Origin of the sequence: Paraburkholderia sp. FT54 (assembly GCF_031585635.1) — a bacterium.
GTDB lineage: Bacteria > Pseudomonadota > Gammaproteobacteria > Burkholderiales > Burkholderiaceae > Paraburkholderia.
Genome location: NZ_CP134196.1, coordinates 618039 through 639774 on the forward strand (window position 1 = coordinate 618039; position 21736 = coordinate 639774).

Genomic DNA, 21736 nt, shown 5'->3' on the forward strand with positions numbered 1-21736 from the left:
CGTGGATATGGATCGTGAGGTCGATCAGGCGACCCGTCGCGCCTTCTTCGATCAGGTGCGGAGGCATACCGGAATCGCGATGAGCGAGCGCAAGTGGACTCTGCTGGAGGGCCGTTTGCGCCGGCGCCTGCGGGAACTGGCGTTACCGGATTATCGCGATTATCTGCAGGTGCTCGAAGCGAAGCCGGAGGAGGTGAACGATTTCATCGATCTCGTCACCACCAACGAGACGTCGTTCTTCCGTACGCCGCGCATCTGGGAGTACTTCGCGCAGCAATTCCTGCCGCGCTGGTTCGACGCGCGTCCCGACACGCCGCTGCGGGTGTGGTCGGCGGCGGCGTCGAGCGGCGAAGAGGCGTACACGGTGGCAATGCTGTGCGAGGAGTTTCGCCTCGCGCATCCGGCATTCCGTTATCGCATCGTGGCAACGGACATCGCGGACGGCATCCTGCGCAAGGCGGCCGCTGCGCAGTATCACGGCCGCAGTATTGATGGACTCTCACAGACGCATCCCGAGTTGTTGAAGAAATACTTCAGCGCGCACGAGGAGCTTTTTTGCGCGGGTCCAGCATTGCGCGCCAACGTCACGTTTCGCAAACACAACCTGCACCAGCGGCCACGCGACCTCGGCTCGTTCGACGTCACGTTCTTGCGCAATGTGCTGATCTATTTCGACGCCGACGGCCAGCAAGCCGTGCTCGAAAACGTACGTCGCGCGATGGCCCCCGGGGGCGTGCTGATCGTCGGGGAATCCGAGTCGCTGAGCCGCTTCGATATGGGCTTCGCATTCGAGCAGCCGCTGATCTACCGCAATGGGGAGGGCGCACGTGACTGACCCGCGTGAAATTCAGGTGCATATGTGCGCGATCGGCATTGGCAGTGGCAGCGATCGCGACGTGTTGCGCGCCACGCTCGGCTCCTGCGTGGGGATCGCCCTGATGTGGCGCGAGCGCGGCATCTACGGACTCGCCCATTGTCTGCTGCCCGATGCGCAAGACCGGCCTGAGAGGGTCGGCGCCAAATATGTGACGCAGGCCATTCCCTCGCTGCTTACCTTGATGCAGGTACAGCGTGCCTCGCACCATGCACTCGAGGCGGTGCTAGCCGGTGGCGCAAATATGGTGCATTACGTGCGCGGTCCGACCCATCCGCCGATTGGCGAGCAGAACGTGCGCACCGCGCAGCAGTTGCTCGAAAGGCTGGGTGTGCGCGTGGTGCATACGGATGTCGGCGGCGAATGCGGCAGGCAACTGCTGATCGATTGCCATGAGCATGCGTTCGTTGTGAAAAAGATTGCCCGCACCTTCTGAACGGGATTTCCATCATGGACCTCACCCGCGCCTGTGCCGCAACGACCGGCACGCCCGCCGTCGAATGGTTCGGCTCGTTTCATCTCGGCGAGACCGAACTTGCGCTGCCGGTGGCGGCCTTGCAGGAAGTGGTCAATTATCCGGCGGCAGTCACGCCGGTGCCGCTCGCGCCGGGTCATCTGCTCGGCCTCTTCAATCTGCGCGGCACGCTGATTCCCATTGTCGACCTGCGCCAGCTGCTGCATCTGCCGGAGCGCGGCGAGCGCTCGTCGAGCAAGATCGCCATCATCGAACTGGGCGATGCGCGCGCGGGACTGCTGTTCGATTCGACCGGCGAAATTCAGCGCGTGCCGGCGGCGCAAAAAATCGTGTTCGACCGTCCGGACAATACGCCGCTTGTGATTTGCGGCGCGCTCAAGCTGAACGACGGTGAACGGATCGTGCAGATTCTCTCGGCGGCGACGCTGCTCGGGCTGCCGGATGTGCCGCAATTGCATCACCGTGCCGCCGCCTCAGGGCGGCGCGTGCAGCAGCGGCGCCAGACCGTGTCGTTTCGGGTCGCCAGCGCGCATCTGGCGCTGCCGATAGCCGCCATCCAGGAGATCATCCGTGTGCCGGCGATGCACCCGTCGCCGCTCGCCGATGCTATCTGTATCGGCATGCTGAATCTGCGCGGCACGACCCTGCCGGTGATCGATTTCACGCGTTTCATGGGCCTGACTCGCGACGACGCAGCAGCGCCAGATGAGGCCGCGAATGTCGACGAACGGCGCATCGTCGTGCTCAACCAGAATGACGTTCACGTCGGGCTGATGGTCGACGAAGTGCGCAGCATCGTCAGCTACCGTGACGACGAATTGATGACGATGCCGGCCTACAGCCGCCGGCACGTCGCACTGTTCGCCGGATGCCTCGGCAACGCAGGGCGCGGCAGCATCATCCTGTTGAATCCGGACGCACTGTGCGCACACGAGCAGATCGCGGCGGTCGCGCGCGGCCATCACGATCTGTACCGCAACCGGCCGCGGACGGGCGACGCCGCCCGCGAACCCGGCAGCGCGCGCGAGACCTACGTGACGTTCCGCCTCGTACACTTGCTGGGCGTGCGCATCGGTCAGTTGCGCGAGGTGATCGACTACTCGGATGACGTTGCCGTCACACCAGGCGCGCCGGATTTCGTTCGCGGCGTGCTGCAGCTGCGCCGCGAACTGGTGACGGTAATCGACGTGCGCGCGATGTACCGTATGCCGCCATACGAAGACCTGACGCACGCGAAGATCCTGATTGTCGAGCATCGCGGCGAAAAGTTCGGGCTCGTCGTGGATGCGGTCGACAACATCGTGACTATCGAAGCGGCCAGCCGTATCCCAGTGCCCGCCATGCTGACGCGGCAGCTCGGCAATGGCTTCGGCAACGGCATGAAGGAGGCGGTGGAGCTGCCCGGACGCGGCACGTTACTGCTGATCGATCTGGCGACGCTGTGCGAGCAGGCAGTGGTAGAGGCTGGCTAAACGGAGGAAGGCTGAGCATCAACCTCAGACACCGACGTCTGCGTCGACAACGGGACTTCGGCCGATCGAAAGGAAAACGAAGGGCACCCTACAGTTTCTTCAAGTTCTTTGTTCTCCATTGATGCGTTCGCACTCAAAGGACAGCAGCCGACCCTTCGCCCGCTTTCGCAAGATGATGGCCAGTGACGGTTGACCCGTCACAAACAGGATCTCTCCAGCCAGAACGGAATGATTGGTTGCATGGCAGTACGCGTGGCAACTCGCGTGCTGCCTGAGCATTTCTGCGCTGAGGTTTTAAAGCCAGGCTGCGACAAACCGCCGCGAATGCCGCTTTTCACTCAAGGTGGGCCGAATGCGAGCCGATATTTTGTACGATGAATTCATGAAATGAAATTTACCATCATGGCGTAGCGGTTGCGCCTGAACGGGAAGGCTTTGCGTTTGAGAACCCTCCCCCGAGTGTTTCGATGCGGCACGGCAGCTCGGTGTGCAGGCTGCCCACGTCGCGGAACAGGGTGGCAGCAGCTCGCCCGGCCCGGCATTGAAGGTTCGCCGCTCAACATACAGAACTCCTGGGGACAGCGCTCATCGGGTGTCAAGCTTGCCGTCGACGATTTCGACACTGAAAACGGCAACCTTGTCCCGACGCGGCGATTTCACTTCGACTACATCAAGATCGACCGGCAATCCGTCCGGGTGTAGAGCGCGACGATTGCGCGCTGGTGAAAGCGATCATGTTCCTCGCGAAGCAAGTCGGGGCACTAGTGGTTGTTCGATCCACCTGAGATCAAGACAAAGACCTTTCAAATGAAAAAGACGGCCATTTTCTACACACTGCTATTCATCGCTGCAACCCTCCTGGCCGGATGCGGAAGAGAGAAGACCAAAGACGACCGGATCGAGGAAAAGGCGCTTCGTCTTTACAACGCGGAGATGAAAAGCGGTGACTTCTGCAAGGCCGCTCAGGTGGTCGCAGGACGCTTCGAATATCCCGACGATTACCAAACGTCAAACGATGTTTTGACGGAGCGAATGCTCAAGTGGGAGGTCCGCCGGCGAGAGGTCACGCTGGATTGCAAAAGGCAGAAGTGGCCAGCCTACAAGGCCGCCATCGAAAACAGGCTCAACGATCTGCGACAGAAAAAAGACGAATACGAGAGCCTGCAGCGCGTGGCGGTTACCATGGTTGGCGGCTCGTTCGACGAAGACCAGATGAGCCGGCATTGCTTCGCCTCATTCGCAATCTCCAACAAATCGAAGTTTCCCATTTCGGCGGTCGGCTTCGCTGATGACCCGTTGCACAATCATGTAGGCGATTTCATGGTTCAGCAGGCGGATCGCGCTGATGCCGCGGCAGGCCCGAATGGTGGCTTCCTGCGGGCCGTTGCCGCGCACGAGCGGATGCGGGTTCAACATATTCCCCCGGTCGACTATGCGAGCGGCCAAACCGATGGCGAGTGGAATGGCGCGAGAAACTCCATCGCGAGCGGCGATACGAAGACCGTGGCCATGTGCAACTTCAAGATCGCCGGCCCGGACTCCATCTATCGACAAATGGACGAGCCGTCATATTCAATGGCGGTGAAATGGGTTGCGCTCGGCTCGGGCGAGCGGGTCGAACTATGGCGATACGTCAGGGGTGAAAGCGGATATGACTTCGACAATCAAATCCAAAACCTCCAGAGGAAGTTGATCACCGAGGATCCGAACCAGTCGATGGCGACGGACCAACATGGCGGCCAGTCCTAGCGATCTGACTTGCTCGATGCAGAGGGCGACGCGCGAAAATTGCAGGAGGTCAACGAAGCCTACGCTGTGCTCTCCGATGAGAGCAGGCGACGATTTTATGACTCGCGCCGCGCCAGCGAAGCGAGCTCAGCAATTTTGCCGATTCGTGACATGTTCAATGCGAGGAGTTCCGTAGGTTTGAAACGATCTTTGGTCAGCAAGCTCTCGCTGCCGGCAGCCAGAACTTGCCGCGTCTCGCAGGAATATCAGTCTCCAACGCGTTCCGGACGAGACGAATGCCTTGCAGTCGCAAAAGGAGTTGACGTGTGGCAGAGGGTCTTTAGCCTCCTCCAGTCGCGCATTGGAGATTGCGTTGAGCGTACGAGGGGCTGATCGAAAAATGCTGACGGAGATAAAAAACGTCAACTTGTCGTATTTGAAGCTGGCGCAACGTTTGTTGCGCATAGACAAGGCGATGGGCATGGCGAGCATGGGCGTCACGGAGAAACTGGCGGATTTCATCCTGAATCTCACGATGGAGGAAGCCGAAATACTCGCCGCATCGACTCAGTTACTGTGCCGGTTTGGCGTCAACGGACACGTCATTCTTTCCGCGATCACGAATAAGGGAATCGCCGAGAGAATGACTTCATCGACCCTCACGGCCGACGCAGGATGTCTGCCGGTAGACGGTAAGCGCGAACTTCCGCCCACCTAGCTTGCGATTCTGGGCTCGGGTGCGAGTAGGGGCGGCGAGTCGGTCAGGGGCATTTCGTTGGGCAAGATAGTGGGCAAATCGGCGAAATCCGACGTGGAATCAGTTGTCACTTTAAGTAAAAAATGAAATGAATTGGAGCGAAGTTTGGCCGGTCGTTTCGCTGCTAAGCTTGGTCGGAATTGCTGCCAGAAAGCATTCGATAAGCACAGTACTCACGAGACATATCCATGAGAATCGTCGAAGTCCGCGAAAAGACCGTTCCGATCAGTTCCCCCATCCGTAATGCCTACATTGACTTCCGCAAGATGACGTTGAGTCTCGTCGCCGTGGTGACGGATGTCATCCGGGACGGCAAGCCGGTGGTGGGTTATGGCTTCAATTCCAACGGCCGCTACGGCCAGGGCAAGCTGATGCGCGAGCGCTTCATTCCGCGCATTCTCGAAGCCGACCCCGCCACGCTCGTGAACGATGCGGGCGACAACCTCGATCCGCACAAGATCTGGGCGACCATGTTCACGAACGAAAAGCCGGGCGGCCACGGCGAGCGCTCGGTCGCGATCGGTACGATCGACATGGCAATCTGGGACGCGGTGGCGAAGATCGAAGGCAAGCCGCTGTTCCAGCTGCTGGCCGACCGTTACGGCAATGGCCAGCCCGACCGCAAGGTTTTCGTATACGCGGCGGGCGGTTACTACTACCCGGGCCAGGACCACGGGAAACTGAAAGACGAAATGCGCAGCTACCTCGACCGTGGCTATACGGTCGTGAAGAAGAAGATCGGCGGCGCTTCGCTCGATGAAGATCTGCGCCGCATCGACTCGATCCTGAGCGTGCTGGGCGATGGACAGAAACTCGCGGTCGACGCCAATGGCCGCTTCGACCTCGACACGGCGATCCAGTACGCGAAGGCGTTGTCGCAATACGACCTGTTCTGGTACGAAGAGCCGGGCGACCCGCTCGACTTCGAATTGCAGGCGACGCTGCGCAACTACTACGACAAGCCGATGGCGACGGGTGAGGATCTGTTCTCGATGCAGGACGCCCGCAACCTGATCCGCTATGGCGGCATGCGTCCGGACCGCGACTGGCTGCAGTTCGACTGCGCACTGAGCTACGGCCTCGTCGAGTACCTGCGCACGCTCGACATGCTGCATCAGCACGGCTGGTCGCCGAGCCGCTGCGTTCCGCACGGCGGCCATCAGATGTCGCTGAACATCGCGGCCGGACTTGGCCTGGGCGGTAACGAATCCTATCCGGACCTGTTCCAGCCTTACGGTGGCTTCCCCGACGGCGTGAAGGTGGAAAACGGCTTCATCACGATGCCCGATCTGCCCGGCATCGGCTTCGAAGGCAAAGCCGATCTCTTCGCCGAGATGCAAAAGCTGTCCGCATAAGCCGTCCAGCAGTAAAACGCGCCGAGTAACGGAGCGGTGTCACGTTCAAAGAAATAGACCAGGCAATGCAGGCGAAATCGGTTCGTGTTCGCTGCGGCGGTAGGCTCTCCCGTGGCGGCTCAAACTGATTTTCATTAAAAGATGCCACGCATAGGAGACCGTCGTGCGGGTTTCAAAGATCGGAAAGTCCCTTTCCAAGCTCTACGTGCAGGTTCTGATTGGAATTATTGCCGGTATCTTCGTCGGCCATTTCTATCCTGACATCGGTTCGCAGCTCAAACCACTCGGCGACCTGTTCATCAAACTGATCCGGATGCTGCTCGCGCCGATCATCTTCGCTTCCGTCGTGGTTGGGATTGCGCGGATGAACGACCTGCATCAGGCCGGTCGCGTCGGCGTCAAGGCGGTCGTCTACTTTGAGATCGCATCGACGATTGCCCTCGCTATCGGCCTCGTCATCGTGGATGTCGTCAAGCCGGGCAGCGGTATGCACATTGATCCCGCGCATATCGATAGTTCTTCCATTGCCACGTACACCCAGGCGGCACAGCAACACGGGATGCTGGAGTTCTTCATGAGCATCGTTCCAAATAGCATTGTTGGAGCGTTCGCCAATGGAGAGATCCTGCCGATCATTTTCTTCTCCGTTCTGCTTGCAATCGCGCTCGCGAGGCTGGGTCCGCGCGCTGCGCCGTTCGTCGACATGCTCGATATTTTCCTTCAGGGCATGTTCGGTATCGTGCGGATCGTGATGTATGTCGCGCCCATCGGTGCCTTCGGCGGCATGGCCTTTACCATCGCAAAGTACGGCATCGGTACGCTGGCATCGTTCGGCCAGCTGATGCTATGCCTTTACCTCACCTCGATTATTTTCGTGACTGTTGTGCTTGGTCTGGCGATGAGGTTGAGCGGGCTGTCGCTATGGAAGTATCTCCGTTACATCAAGGATGAAATCTTCATTACGCTCGGCACCGCTTCGACTGAAGCAGTGCTCCCTCAGATGCTGATCAAGATGGAGAAATTGGGTTGCTCTCGGCCCGTAGTGGGGATGGTGTTGCCTACGGGCTATACCTTCAACGCCGATGGCACGGCGATCTACCTGACCATGGCATCGATGTTCGTTGCCCAGGCGCTGAATATCCACCTGACGATCTGGGACCAGCTGCTGCTCCTCGGCGTGCTGCTGTTGACATCCAAAGGGTCGGCCGGCGTGGCGGGAGCCGGGTTCGTCGCGCTGGCTGCCACGCTGGCCTCGATGCACAAAATCCCTGCGTCTGGACTGGTGCTGCTGCTCGGCGTCGACCGTTTCCTCAATGAGGCGCGTGCAGTCACCAATCTGATCGGCAACGGCGTAGCGACCATCGTGGTAGCACGTTGGGAAGGGGCACTCGATATGAATAAGGCTCGCGCCATGCTCGAACGTACCGACACGAGCCTCGATGCCTTGGAAGCCACGACTGAAGAGCAGACAGATCGAACGAAGCCGAAAGACGCCATTGTTCGATCCCGCGCACATTGAGCCTTTGATTTAACTTTATTCCGAGCACTGCAGCAATGACCAGGCATTCTGAAACGACGAGCTTCCGCGAAGCCGCCCTCGATTACCACGAATTCCCGACTCCCGGGAAGATCGCGATCGCCCCGACCAAGCAGATGATCAACCAGCGCGACCTCGCGCTGGCCTACTCGCCTGGTGTCGCGTTCGCGTGTGAGGAAATCGTCGAGAACCCGCTGAACGCCGCGCGCTTCACGGCACGCAGCAATCTGGTCGGTGTCGTCACGAACGGCACCGCGGTGCTGGGTCTGGGCAACATCGGGCCGCTCGCCTCGAAGCCGGTCATGGAAGGCAAGGCCGTGCTGTTCAAGAAGTTCGCCGGCATCGACGTGTTCGATATCGAGCTGAACGAGTCCGACCCGCACAAGCTGGTGGATGTGATTGCAGCACTGGAGCCGACCTTCGGCGGCATCAACCTCGAAGACATCAAGGCGCCGGACTGCTTCATCGTCGAGCGCGAATGCCGCAAGCGCATGAAGATTCCGGTCTTCCACGACGACCAGCACGGCACGGCGATCGTCGTCGCGGCGGCGATCACCAACGGGTTGAAGGTGGTCGGCAAGGACATCAGGGAGGTCAAGCTGGTGTCCTCGGGCGCGGGTGCGGCGGCGCTGGCCTGTCTGGACCTGCTGGTCGATATCGGCCTGCCGCTCGAGAACATCACCGTCACGGATCTGGCCGGCGTGGTCTACAAGGGCCGTGTCGAACTGATGGATCCGGACAAGGAGCGCTTCGCGCGTGAAACCGACGCCCGCACGCTCGCCGAAGCGATCGGCGGCGCGGACGTGTTCCTCGGGCTGTCGGCCGGCGGCGTGCTCAAGCAGGACATGGTCAGGCAGATGGCGGACAAGCCGCTGATCCTGGCGCTGGCCAACCCGACGCCGGAAATCCTGCCGGAACTGGCGCTCGAAGTGCGTCCGGACGCGGTGCTGTGCACGGGCCGCACCGACTATCCGAATCAGGTGAACAACGTGCTGGTGTTCCCGTTCCTGTTCCGCGGCGCGCTGGATGCGGGCGCGACGACGGTCACGCGGGAAATGGAAATCGCGGCGGTCAACGCGATCGCCGAACTGGCGCGCCAGGAGCAGAGCGACATCGTCGCGACCGCGTATGGCATCCAGGATCTCTCGTTTGGGCCGGAATATCTGATTCCGAAGCCGTTCGACCCGCGTCTGATCGTCAAGGTCGCGCCGGCCGTGGCGAAGGCCGCGATGGATTCGGGCGTGGCCGAGCGTCCGATCGAGGACATGGAAGCGTACGAACAGCATCTGCAGCAGTTCGTGTATCACAGCGGCACGACCATGAAGCCGATTTTCCAGCTCGCGCGTGGCGTCGAGCCGGAGAAGAAGCGCATCGTGTTCGCGGAGGGCGAAGAAGAGCGCGTGCTGCGCGCGATGCAGATCATCGTCGACGAAAAGCTGGCCAGGCCGATCCTGATCGGCCGTCCGGCGGTGATCGAGCAGCGCATTGCGCGCTACGGCCTGCGTCTGGTTGCGGGTCAGGACTACACGGTCGTGAACACCGACCATGACGAGCGTTACCGCGACTTCTGGCAGGAATATCACAAGATGATGTCGCGCAAGGGCATCAGTGCGCAGATGGCGAAGCTCGAAATGCGCCGCCGCACCACGCTGATCGGCGCGATGCTGGTGGAAAAGGGCGAGGCCGACGGCATGATCTGCGGCACGGTGTCGACCACGCATCGCCACCTGCACTTCATCGATCAGGTGATCGGTAAGAAGGCGGGCGCGAAGGTCTACGCGGCGATGAACGCGCTGGTATTGCCGAACCGGCAGATTTTCCTGGTGGACACGCACGTGAACGTCGATCCGACGCCGGAGCAGCTGGCTGAAATCACGCTCATGGCGGCGGAGGAAGTGCGCCGTTTCGGGATCGAGCCGAAGATCGCGCTGCTGTCGCATTCGAACTTCGGCACGAGCAACGCGCCGACCGCGCAGAAGATGCGCGACACGCTGGCGATCCTGCGCGAACGCGCACCGGACCTGCAGGTGGACGGCGAAATGCACGGCGACATTGCGCTCGACGCGAATCTGCGCCGCGAAGTGATGCCCGATTCGACGCTCGAAGGCGATGCGAACCTGCTGGTGCTGCCGAACATCGACGCGGCCAACATCTCGTATAACCTGCTGAAGACCGCCGCGGGCAACAACATCGCGATTGGTCCGATGCTGCTGGGCGCGGCCAAGCCGGTGCACGTGCTGACGGCTTCGGCGACGGTGCGCCGGATCGTCAACATGACGGCGCTGCTGGTGGCCGATGTGAATGCGCTCAAGTAGCCGAGAGGTTCGCACAATCGAGTTGCGTTATCGACGCGTTCTGCCAGGAGTCGCGATGGCAGAACGCGGTCACTGACGGCGATTCATCATCGAGACGTGACGGTCCGATCTGAAGGTATCTGCGAGAGTTGACAGAGCCGGACCCAAGCCGCGATTTCCGGTGAGATCACTGTGAAATCGGTATCGGTCAACGACGGATCCGCGCGCCGCCATCACGGTCGAGAAAAACCGCGTCGGTGCGAGATGTGCGTCGTGTCCGTGTTTCGGAGCCATCGAGACGGCGGATCGACATAGATCTATAAGTTGAACCCTAAACCATTGAGAACACGTGCCGATAAATGGTTGTGGTTACTCCGTGGAAAAATACCCCCTCATGACTCTCTCCCGACGCCTGCTTCTCACACTATTAGTCGCCCAGCTAACCCTGCTGTTCGTGGGCATTCTCGGGCTATGGCATCTGAATCGGGCACAACAACGTTTTCAGTCTGTGCAGTCCGATATCATTCCCAGCATGAAGGAATTGAGCGGCGCCAAATATGACATCGCGGGCTTCGGCCGGCTAAATTACCGCTACCTTGTCAGTGCGGATCACGCCGATACCGCAGACGAGGCTCAAGTCGAAAAAGAGGTCGTTGTCCTCAACAAAAGTATCGATGATCATTTCGCCGCATACGAGCGCAGTGACGTTTCGGACGAAACTGACAGCCAGATGTTCCAGGCCGACAAGTCGAATATCGCGGCTTACCGTGCAGCCCGGGAAGGCTTTCAGGCGAAAGTCCATGCGGGAGACGCCGAAGGTGCGAAGGCCTTGCTGGTCGACGGTGCTGTTCACAAGGCAGCCGGGGCGCTGACATCGGGTCTCGAGAGCCATATTGCCTACAACAACAAGCTCGGCGAGGATCTGCGCGATGCGAACAACGCAGCTTACGCCCAGGCTTTCTGGCTGTTAGTGAGTTGCGTCGTCGCGGCGCTGGTCGTGAGCGGCGGCCTGGGCATCCAGCTTTACCGCGCGATTACTTCCGGCTTGAAGAATATCCAGCAGACGTTACAGGAAGTTAGCCAATCGCTGGACCTGACCCACACAGCGAAGGTCGGCCGTATGGACGAGATCGGTCAAACTGCAATTGCCTTCAATGCCTTGCTGGCGCGCGTGGGGGCCGTTGTCGGCGAAGTCAGGCTCTCGGCGAGTTCGGTTGCTGTCGCCTCCAGGCAGATCGCGACTGGCAATACCGATTTGTCCCAGCGCACGGAGGAGCAGGCTGCGTCGCTTGAGGAAACCGCGTCCAGCATGGAGGAGCTGACAGCCACGGTTCGGCAGAATGCGGATAACGCGAAGCAGGCCATGACGCTGGCGACTACGGCGTCGGATATTGCCCGGCGCGGGGGTGAAGTGGTCGGTCGCGTGGTTGAAACAATGCACGGAATTTCCGGCAGCTCGACCAAGATGGCCGAGATCATCACGGTGATTGAAGGCATTGCGTTCCAGACCAACATCCTTGCGCTCAACGCAGCGGTCGAGGCGGCGCGTGCCGGCGAACAGGGACGCGGTTTTGCCGTCGTGGCCGGCGAGGTCCGCACACTCGCGCAACGCAGTGCGACTGCTGCGAGAGAGATCAAGGACCTGATCGGCGAGTCGGTCAGTCGGGTGGATGCGGGCTCGAGGCTTGTGGACGAAGCAGGAAGCACGATTAGTGAAATCGTCCGGTCTGTGAAGCATGTCACCGATATAGTGAATGAAATCTCGGCGGCGTCGGAGGAACAGCGCACCGGCATCGAGCAGGTCAATCAGGCCGTCATGCAGATGGACCAGGTCACCCAGCAGAATGCCGCGTTGGTGGAAGAGGCGTCAGCAGCTGCCCAGTCGATGGCAGGCCAAGCCGATACTTTGCAAAGCGCGGTTGCGGTCTTCAGGATCGGCGAGACGGAGTCAATCACGCCGGGCGTCGACGCCCGGCGGAGCGAACCGCGCCGGTCGGCTTCGGGGGGCCGCACGTCTCGTCGAGTGGAGTCGGCTCCGTCGAACAAGGGAGCCATCCTCGTTGCAGAGGGGAGTGCACTAGGCACTTCCGATGCCGGTGGTATGAACTGGGAAACATTCTGAACGGCGGAACTCACCAGACGGCGGCACGCTGCCGAAGTCCGATCAACCTCAAATCTTCGGCGATCAGGCTGAACTGAAACCTGAAATACCAGCGCACCGCGCAACTGATGAGCGCCGCCGGAAAGCGATTACCGTGGTCACGCGATTTTCTTTTCTCCATCGCGCAATCGTACGTGATCGCCTTGCGAACGTGACAGAGCCTTTCCGTCCACGATGATCGCCCACCTGGCCTGCTGGTGCCAGTGCATCCCGCGCATGCCGTTGGCCGCGAGACGCATGCTGACGCTCGAGATGTCTTCCGGAATCGCAAAGTCGTCCTGCGTCGCTTCACCTGCCCATCCGCCGTTCTGATAGCGCTTGTGCGCGTCGTTGAACGAGGTCCAGAAGAGCGGCAGGCCATTGACGTCGGCGGCCGGCGGATTCTGGAACGATGGGGACTGGCCCGCGAGCGTCGGGCTTTGCGGGCCCGGGTCGCTCAGGCTGGTAGGGCTCTTCGCGTTGATCTGGCCTTCGGGCGGCCGGTCCGGGCTGCCGGACGAAGCTGCCTGGGCGGTGGCAGCCGCGCCGAGGGCGGCCGCCGATGCAGTAGCGCCTACCAGAACTTTGCGTTTAGACAGATCAGTCATCGTGAATCCTTTACCTGTGGTTAAAGCGCGATCGATAAGTTGATTCCAGTTACTGCGTAGTGTGTATAGATAATTAGGATGCTTGATCTATATGGTTGGGGAGCGCGGTTTTTACGGACCAGTCAAAGCCGGTCAGGTCGATCCTCAATCCGGTTCGCGAACGTCACCTGGCGCGTGGTGAAGCGCAAGCGGATTGAAGGGGATCGTTTGTTTCGAGGTCGGCAGATCCGCCGTGCTCCAGCCGCCGCCCACCGCGCCAATCATCCCGACAGCTGCCTGTAGTTGGCGGGTCTGCACCTGAACCGTTGCCAGCTCGGCGCTCAGCGTGGCGACCTGCGCAACGGTCACACTAAGGTAGTTGTCCAGACCGTTGGTATAGAGGCGCAGCGCGAGATCCTGCACCTTCCGCGCAGCCTTGAGAGAATCTTGCTGCTGGGTGTTCTCCGAGACAAGACTGTTGGTCAGCACGAGCTGGTCTTCGACCTCGCGAAACGCCTGCAGCACAGTCGCGCGGTAATTGTCCGCGGCCTGCGTGAACGCCGACTTGCTCTGCTGCTCCTCCGCTCTGCGCAGTCCGCCTTCGAAGAGCGGCAGGACGGCCGATGCGCCGACTGACCAGAGGCTGTTGGACAGGGAAGCGAGCCCGCCGAAGGTGTCGTTCTGGAATCCCGCATTGGCGCTCAACTGAATGTTCGGATAGAACGCCGCGCGCGCCACGCCGATCGCCGCGTTTTCTGCCGCCATCTGTCGCTCGGACTGTGCGATATCAGGGCGCCGTTGCAGTAGGGCGGAGGGCACGCCCGCCGGAATGGTGGGGACCGCCAGGGACGTCAGTTCTTCGGCGGGCAGGCTGAAGATCGACGGGTTTTCGCCTGCGAGCACGGCGATTGCGTGTTCGAGCACGCCGCGCTGCGCCTGGATGTCGGTATCGGCTGCCTGTGCCGAGGAGAGCTGGTTCTGAGCCCGCTCGACGTCGAGACCTGCCGCAATCTTCCCGGCAAAACGCAGCTTCGTGATCTTGAGCGCGTCGCCGTAATAGGCGAGCGTTTTCGTATAGACCGCATGCTCCGAGTCGAGCCCCCGCAGCGCCATATAGTCATCGGCCAGTTCGATTTCGAGGCTCAGGCGTGCCGATGCAACCATCGCGGCAGTGGCCTGGGCGTTGGCCTTCGCATAGTTGGTCCGATTCCGAATTTCGCCCCAGAAATCCGGCTCCCACGACAGGGCCGCCCCGTAGCCGAGCGTACCTTCCTCACTCAGCCCGCCTCCGTTGGCGCGGAACAGTCGGTGCTCGGATTGGCGGTTCTGCGATCCATACGTCTGGGCGCTCAACTGCGGAAACAACTGCGAGCGGGCCTCGCCCACGATATCGCGCGCCTGCGTGTAAGTTTCCTCCGCTGCCTGAAGATTGGGGTTGGCGGCGTTCAGGCTGGCTTCCAGATGATCGAGTTGTTGATCGCCGAACATGGTCCACCAGTCACCTTGCATGAGCTGCGCTTCCGGATGCGCGAGCGCGAAGGGCCCGGTTCCTTTGTAACTGGCGGGCAGCGCCATTTTCGGTGGCGTATAGGGCGGCGCAAGACTGCACCCGGCAAGCGGACCGAGCAGCATCAGGACCGTGGCGACGGCAAGACGGCAACGAGGATTGAAGTAACGCATCATTTCGGCTCACTCGTCGCAGCTGCGGTGTTGCCTTGCTGATTCCCGTCTGAATGCACCGGCTGAGATGCCACAGTTCGCACCTGCGCTTGCGGCGCGACGCCCGGCACGCCGCTTACGACTTGCACTTTCTCGCCTTCGAGGGTGCCCGCGGAAGGATTGGCGATGAAGCGGTCGGTGGGTTGCAGGCCGGAGAGCACCTGAACGTTCTGGCCGAGATTCAGCCCGAGCTTGACGTTCTGGAGGTGCACCCGGTTGTCCGAATCGATGACCGCCACCTGCATGCCCTGGTCGCGGAACAGCAGCGCCTGTTCGGGCACGACGAGCACGCTCTGGTTGGCGGGCACGACAAACTGAACCGTCGCATAGGTGCCTGGCCAGATCAGATGATCCGGGTTATCAGCCACCAGTTCCGTGACGACGGTTCGCGTCTGCGGGTTGAACGCATTAGCGGTGGTCAGGAGCGTTGCCTTGAACTCGCGGCCCGGATACTGGGCCAGCGTGAAAGTCGCCTCGAGGCCCGGCTTCAGCATGTCCGCATAGTCCTGCGGCACGGAAACGAAGAGCCGCATCTTGTGGATATCCGCTACCGAGAACAGCTCGTCCGCCGTTCCCCGGGAACTGACGTCACCGCCCGCGGCGTTCACATAGTTGCCCACGTCCGTGTCGCGCGAGGTGACGACGCCGTCGAAAGGCGCCACGATATTCTTGAACCCCTCCAGCGCGTGGTAGCGCGCAAGGTCATGCTGGGCTGCCAGCACTTGAGCCTGCTTCGCCGCGGCATCCGCGACTTTCACGTCCACCTCTTCCTGCGCGACGGCTTCCGTGCCCGCCAGTGCCTTCCAGCGTTTCGCCGTCACATTGGCAAGCGTGCCGTTGGTTTTCGCCACGTCGAGATTTGCGACCGACGTCTGGTATTGCTCGTCGACGGTAGGCGCGTCAATCGTGGCGAGCAACGTACCGGCCTTGACGGACGCGCCGTAATCCACGTACCACTTGCGCACGTAGCCGGAAACCTGCGCATAGATCGGCGCGGTGTACCAGGCCTTGATGTTGCCGGGCAGCGTGACCGTTCGCGTGGCGGGTCCTGACGTAGGCGACATCACCTGAACCTGCGGTACGGACTCCTCGTCGGCGACCGATTTAAGATCGGTGACAGTGTCGTGGCGCTCGACGATGCCGTGGACAACAAGGCCGGCAAGAACAAGGGCGGCGATCGCGGCGGACAATTTGGGTCGGATTCGGCTCGGAGCCGCAACTTCGCGATTTACGTTCATACATGAGACTCCGTGGCATTTTTGTCGTTGCGATGCATCATCGCGAACACGCAGGGAACAAACAGCAAAGTGGCAAACGTCGCGACGAGAAGTCCACCAATGACCGCGCGTCCGAGCGGTGCGTTTTGAGTGTTGCTCATGGACATCGGCAGCATCCCGATGATCATGGCGAGGGCGGTCATCAGAACCGGGCGGATACGGGCATAGCCGGCTTCGATGGCGGCGACGATCGCATCACCGTGTTCCGCGAGGCGCTCACGGGCATACGACACGACAAGGATCGAGTTGGCCGTCGCCGTGCCCATGCACATGATTGCGCCCGTCAGCGCGGGCACTGAACCGGTCGTATGGGTGAGGAAGAGGCTCCACACAATGCCAGCGAGTGCCCCTGGCAGTGCCGTGATGATGATGAAAGGGTCGAGCCATGACTGGAAATTGACGACGATGACGAGATAAACCAGCAGCACGGAAAGCGCCAATCCCCCCAGAAGTTGCGCGTATGCGCTGTTCATCGTCGTAGCCTGGCCGCGCACGTGCACGCTCGCGCCATGCGGTACCTGCGAATTCATCTCCTTCACGACCTGTTGGACTTGATCGTAGACAGCGCCGAGGTCGCGTCCCTGGTTGCTGACGTAGATATCGATCGAGGGCAGGATGCTGTAGTGAGACACCAGCAAAGGCGTGCCCGTTTGCGTGACGGTGCCGAGCGCGCCCAGCAACTGCGGCTGCGGTCCACCTGCCTTGCCGCCGTTGCCTTGAGCGATCGGAATCGTCTCGAGGTCGTTCATCGACGCGAGCTGGTCTTGCGGCGTCTGCAAGTTGACGAGGTGCGAGACGCCGGTCGTCGTGTCGAGCCAATACGTCGGCGCCGTCTGCCCGCTGCCGGACAGTGTCGCAAGCGCGTTGTCCGCGATGTCGGCTTCGCTCAGGTTCATACCGGAGGCAAGCGAGCGGTCCGCGGCAACCCTGAGCGTCGGTTCGTTGAACGCCTGCTGAATGTTGACGTCGGCCGCGCCTGGAATCTTGTGCAGGCGTGCAGCAAGCGTCTGCGCGAAGGCCATGTTCTGCGTTTGTCCGCGGCCCGAGATCTGCACATCGATCGGTGCGGGCAGGCCGAAGTTCAGGATCTTGGCCGTGATGTCGCCGGGCAGGAAGGTAAACGTCGTGCCGGGGAACAGCTTCGGCAGCGCGCGGCGCAGCTTGAACCGGTAGTCCTCCACAGGCGACTGTTCATTCTTCAGCGTGATCGTGATGTCGCAGTCCTGTGGACCGATTGTGCCGTCAGAGGTATAGGCCAGGTTCAGGCTGCTGGAGGGCAGGCCGCAGTTGTCGACCAGATTGGAGACCTGGCCCGGCAGAATCTTGCGGATTTCGGCATTGGCGAGCACCGCGATCTTCGACGCATCCTCAAGCCGCGTACCGATCGGTGCGCGCATGTGCATATCGATTTCACCCGACTTGATGCTTGGGAAAAAGTCACGGCCGAGGAACGCGAGCAGACCCATCGACGCGACCGCGAAAATGACGAAGCAGAGGATGAAGCGCTGGCGATGAGTCACGGCGGCGGTCAGCACGTCCCGGTATCGATCACGAAAGTGCGTGAATCCCCGCTCGAAGCGGCGCTGAAAGCGGGTGAAAAAACCAGGATTGCCTCCGTGCTCATGCCCGTGCCCGTGCACCTGGCCGCGCAGCAGCCATGCGGCCATGGTCGGCACCAGCGTGCGCGAGAGGATGAACGAAGCGATCATCGCAAAGATAATGGCTTCGGCAAGCGGCCGGAACAGATACCCCGAGATGCCGTCCAGCTGGAACAGCGGCAGCCAGACAATACAGATGCACAGCGTCGCGACGAGCGTCGGCACGACGATCTGGTTTGCCGCCGCAATGATGCCCGGCTCCAGCTCGGCACCTCCTTCAAGGTGGGAATCGATGTTTTCGATCATGACGGTGGCGTCGTCGACCAGAATACCGACCGCGAGCGCCAATCCGCCAAGCGTCATGACATTGATCGTCTGCCCGGTGTAGTGCAGCACCAGGATCGAAGACAGGATCGCGAGCGGAATCGAGGTCGCGACGATCAGCGTCGAACGCCAACTGCCGAGAAAGAGCAGCACGGTCAACCCTGTCAGGATCGCTGCCGTGATCATCTCCTGAACCACCTCTTCCACCGAATCGCGCACGAACCCCGAGGCATCGTTGAGCGGCGTGACCTTCACGCCCGCCGGCAGCGTCCGGATAATGCCGGGCAGCGCCTGCTTGATGCCTGCCACCACGGCGAGTGTCGACGCGTTGCCGCTCTTGAAGATCTGGATCAGCACGGACTGCTTGCCTTTCACCAGCACCGCGTTCGTCTGCGGCGGCGCGCCGCGATGGACGTAGGCGACGTCGCGCAGATAGACTGTCGCGCCGTTGACCGTCTTGATCGGCATGTTGTTGAACGTCGGCACATTGAGAGGCGTCGAATTCGTTTCAACCATGAAGTCGAGTCCGCCGATCTTCTGATCGCCCGCGGGAAGCACCACGTTCTGCGCCCTGAGTGCCGCCGCTACGTCGGCGGCCGAGAGGCCGTGCGCCAGCAGCTTCGCCTGGTTCAGATCGATTTCGACGTTCAGTGAAGCGCCCCCGTACGGAGCCGGAATCGAGACGCCCGGCACGGCCACCAGTTGTGGGCGCACCAGGTTGGACGCCATGTCGTACACCTGCGCGGCCGTCATGTTCTGCGCGGAGACCTGAAGGTCCAGCACCGGGACCGAGGACGCGTTGTACACCAGCACTTGAGGCGGCGTGATGCCTGCCGGCATCTGCTTCAGCACGGTCTGCGAGATGGATGCGACCTGGGCCTGGGCGGCAGCGATGTCGGTGCCCGGCTGAAAGAAGATCTTCACGATGCCGGCGCCGTACAAGGACTGGCTCTCGATGTGTTCGACGTTAGCCACCGTCGCGGTCAGGGCGCGCTCGTAGTAGTAGACCACGCGGCCGGACATATCCTGCGGAGACAGGCCGTTGTAGTTCCACACGACCGCGATCACCGGGATGCGGATGGCGGGAAAGATGTCCGTCGGGGTCTTCAATACGGCCATCGCGCCGAACAGGAGTATGAGGATGCTCATCACCACGAAGGTGAGCGGGCGGCGCAAGGCAACCAGGACAATGGCGTTCATGTAAAGGTGTCTGTGTCGGATGAGCATTGCGTCGGCGCCCTGGTCCAGCGGGAACCGACGAGGTGTGTAACAGACGCCATGATCGCGGGCGCGGTTTAAGCGAACATCGCCACTCGCATTAACTTTTATTTAGTTAGCGTTTTGCGAAGTTATCGTCCGGCGCGTTCGCTGGACCGCGCTGGCCAGAGGCGGTCACCGCCAACGGCACGAGCACACCGCCGAGCGTGGCTGCGCCCCGACCTGGTCTACAGCGACACCCCAAGAGATCCCATCCCGCAACAACCCGCGGCCGGCTACCGGCCTGCCGCTCCTTTCAGTTCACGGCCAATTCCCCGCAACTGAAAGTCACCCTTAATTCATCAGATAAATTGGCGTAAACCCGTAGGACTGTCCATTTGGAAGGCGGAAACGACCGTCGACCCGGCATGCCCTTTTGAAGTTTGTGGCTTCGAACGCGGATGAGGGCGGCCTGGTTGTCTGCGCCGTAGGCATGACGCATAGGCGCCGGGATCCGCGCGCGCCAGGGACGGCCATTGGACCGAGCGCTGCGATCGCGTCGTTAACGTCGCTTCAGCATCGGAAGCATCGTCGAGATAGGAGTTGGGGAAAGAATGATGTGGATTGCAAACCTGAGAATCGGGGCTCGCCTGAGTTCGGCATTTGCCCTTGTCGTGGCGCTGATCATTGGAACCGCTGTCCTCGGCATCAAGCATCTCAACTCCAGCAACGCGAAGATGGACGCCATCGTCAGCCAACGCTACTCACTGATTGCGCTGAGCAACCAGATCAAGAACAACGGCTACAAGGCCAACGCCATCCTCAGCAATCTGCTGCTGGCCAGGTCTGAAGACGAGGCCAGCAAATACATGGACGCTTACGTCGTCATCCGCAAGGCCAACGCCGATGCGTACGACAAGCTTGAAAAGATGCTTCAGAGCGACGACGCCAAAGCACTTTTCAAGGAGCAGATCCAGGCTCGCACCGTTTATGGCGGCAGTGTCCGCAAGTTCTTCGACGAGATCAAGGCGAAGAACCAGCAGGACGCCCGCGAGCTCTACCTTGGCGACCTCGCGCGCCAGCAGGACAGCTACTACGTGCTGGTCGACAAAATGGTCGACTATCAGGCTGACCAGATGAAGAAGGACACGGCACAGGCGGCCGACGACGCCGGCGGCGCCACGGTCCAGATGCTGCTGCTGGCGCTCGGCGCGATCGTCGTCTCGGTCACCACGGCCATTGTCATCACGCGGAGCATCACGCGGCCTGTGCACCGCGCAGTCAGTCTCGCCGAAGCGGTGGCGCAAGGAGACCTGACGCATCGCCTCGACGTCGACACGAAAGACGAGATCGGCAGAATGCTCCAGGCGCTGAAGCATATGACCGAGAACCTGCACGGCATTGTGGTCCGGGTGCGCAAGGGCACTGAGACGATCACGCATGCATCGCGCGAAGTCGCGAGCGGCAACATGGATCTGTCGAGCCGCACGGAACAGCAGGCCGGTGCGCTGGAACAGACGGCAGCCGCGATGGAGCAGCTCACGTCCACGGTCAAACAGAACGCGGAGAACGCGCTCGAGGCCAACCGTGTCGCCTCAAGCGCGTCGGTCATTGCCGGCAAGGGCGGCGACGCCGTCAATCGCGTCGTGGACACTATGAGTGCCATCAACGACTCGTCGCGCAAGATCGTCGACATCATTGGCGTCATCGAGGGCATCGCATTCCAGACCAATATTCTCGCGTTGAATGCAGCCGTCGAAGCGGCGCGTGCGGGCGAACATGGTCGCGGCTTTGCGGTGGTGGCCAGCGAAGTGCGCAGTCTCGCGCAGCGCAGCGCGGTGGCCGCCAAGGAGATCAAGGCGCTGATCGACGACTCTGTCGGCCATGTCGATCTTGGCAGCAAGATTGTCCAGGAAGCCGGGCAGATTATCGGTGAGGTGGTCAGCAGTATCGCAAACGTCACGGCCATCGTCGGCGAAATCAGCTCGTCGATCAGCGAACAGAGCGACGGGATCGAGCAGATCAATCGCGCCGTCACGCAGATGGACCAGGTCACCCAGGAAAATGCGGCGCTCGTCGAAGAGAGTGCGGCCGCCGCACAGGCGTTGCGCGACCAGGCCGCCGAACTGACCGAAATGGTCGCCGAATTCAAGCTGGATGGCGCGCGACCCCGGAACCAGCGAGTTGGACAGATTGATGACGCGTACGACGTGACTGACGTTGTGCCGGAGCCCCTGCTGCCTGGCAACTGAATGCAGCGCTGCAGCACGAAGCATTAGTAGCACAAACCAAAAAAAGGACGGAGACGCAAGCCGGGTTATGAAAACCGGCCGGGTCAAGTAAGCGCTGGCGCGTGACTACAGGGTGTGCGCACCCAACGGTCCGGGCCAACTCGCCAACTG

General features: G+C 61.1%; 13 protein-coding genes and 2 pseudogenes. 10 read left to right on the forward strand and 5 right to left on the reverse strand.

What is annotated here, in order from left to right:
* Positions 1-7: 7 nt before the first annotated feature.
* From RI103_RS22265 to RI103_RS22305, 9 genes are all read left to right on the forward strand, one after another.
* Positions 8-835: a protein-glutamate O-methyltransferase CheR gene (locus RI103_RS22265; RefSeq protein WP_310818538.1), complete on the forward strand. Its 828-nt coding sequence runs from the start codon at positions 8-10 to the stop codon at positions 833-835.
* Entirely contained in the window at positions 828-1310 is a 483-nt protein-coding gene (locus tag RI103_RS22270) for a chemotaxis protein CheD (protein WP_310817664.1), read from the forward strand. The genes RI103_RS22265 and RI103_RS22270 overlap by 8 nt, the downstream gene beginning before the upstream one ends.
* Before the next feature lie 14 nt (positions 1311-1324).
* Positions 1325-2821: a chemotaxis protein CheW gene (locus tag RI103_RS22275; RefSeq protein WP_310817665.1), complete on the forward strand. Its 1497-nt coding sequence runs from the start codon at positions 1325-1327 to the stop codon at positions 2819-2821.
* An 807-nt stretch (positions 2822-3628) separates the two neighbouring features.
* Positions 3629-4570 (forward strand): hypothetical protein, encoded by a 942-nt coding sequence (locus RI103_RS22280; protein WP_310817666.1) that lies wholly within the window; start codon positions 3629-3631, stop codon positions 4568-4570.
* A gap of 379 nt (positions 4571-4949) precedes the next feature.
* Positions 4950-5267 carry a flagellar transcriptional regulator FlhD gene (locus tag RI103_RS22285; protein WP_310817668.1) on the forward strand — a complete coding sequence of 106 codons (318 nt, stop codon included), beginning with the start codon at positions 4950-4952 and terminating at the stop codon, positions 5265-5267.
* 227 nt (positions 5268-5494) lie between these two features.
* Entirely contained in the window at positions 5495-6661 is a 1167-nt protein-coding gene (locus RI103_RS22290) for a mandelate racemase/muconate lactonizing enzyme family protein (protein WP_310817670.1), read from the forward strand.
* 163 nt (positions 6662-6824) lie between these two features.
* Positions 6825-8180, forward strand: a complete 1356-nt coding sequence (gene dctA / locus RI103_RS22295; RefSeq protein WP_310817672.1) for a C4-dicarboxylate transporter DctA — start codon at positions 6825-6827, stop codon at positions 8178-8180.
* A gap of 35 nt (positions 8181-8215) precedes the next feature.
* Positions 8216-10513: an NADP-dependent malic enzyme gene (locus RI103_RS22300; RefSeq protein ID WP_310817673.1), complete on the forward strand. Its 2298-nt coding sequence runs from the start codon at positions 8216-8218 to the stop codon at positions 10511-10513.
* Between the two features lie 373 nt (positions 10514-10886).
* The gene (locus RI103_RS22305) at positions 10887-12614 is read left to right on the forward strand and encodes a methyl-accepting chemotaxis protein (RefSeq protein ID WP_310817674.1); all 1728 of its coding nucleotides are present in this window, start codon (positions 10887-10889) and stop codon (positions 12612-12614) included.
* A 64-nt stretch (positions 12615-12678) separates the two neighbouring features.
* Here the strand turns inward: RI103_RS22305 and RI103_RS22310 are convergent.
* The 5 genes and pseudogenes from RI103_RS22310 to RI103_RS22330 form a co-directional block, all read right to left on the reverse strand.
* Positions 12679-12774 (reverse strand): annotated as a pseudogene (locus RI103_RS22310) (IS6 family transposase); the annotation flags it as partial.
* 40 nt (positions 12775-12814) lie between these two features.
* A pseudogene (locus tag RI103_RS22315) lies at positions 12815-13240 on the reverse strand (cupin); the annotation flags it as partial.
* A gap of 144 nt (positions 13241-13384) precedes the next feature.
* Positions 13385-14851 (reverse strand): efflux transporter outer membrane subunit, encoded by a 1467-nt coding sequence (locus RI103_RS22320; protein WP_310817675.1) that lies wholly within the window; start codon positions 14849-14851, stop codon positions 13385-13387.
* 47 nt (positions 14852-14898) lie between these two features.
* Positions 14899-16128, reverse strand: coding sequence for an efflux RND transporter periplasmic adaptor subunit (locus RI103_RS22325; protein ID WP_310817677.1), 1230 nt, complete (start codon positions 16126-16128; stop codon positions 14899-14901).
* 44 nt (positions 16129-16172) lie between these two features.
* On the reverse strand, positions 16173-19337 hold the full coding sequence (locus tag RI103_RS22330) for an efflux RND transporter permease subunit (RefSeq protein ID WP_310817679.1): 3165 nt from the start codon (positions 19335-19337) through the stop codon (positions 16173-16175).
* 614 nt (positions 19338-19951) lie between these two features.
* On the opposite strand from RI103_RS22330, the gene RI103_RS22335 reads away from it, so the two are divergent.
* Entirely contained in the window at positions 19952-21586 is a 1635-nt protein-coding gene (locus tag RI103_RS22335) for a methyl-accepting chemotaxis protein (RefSeq protein ID WP_310818539.1), read from the forward strand.
* Positions 21587-21736 lie beyond the last annotated feature (150 nt).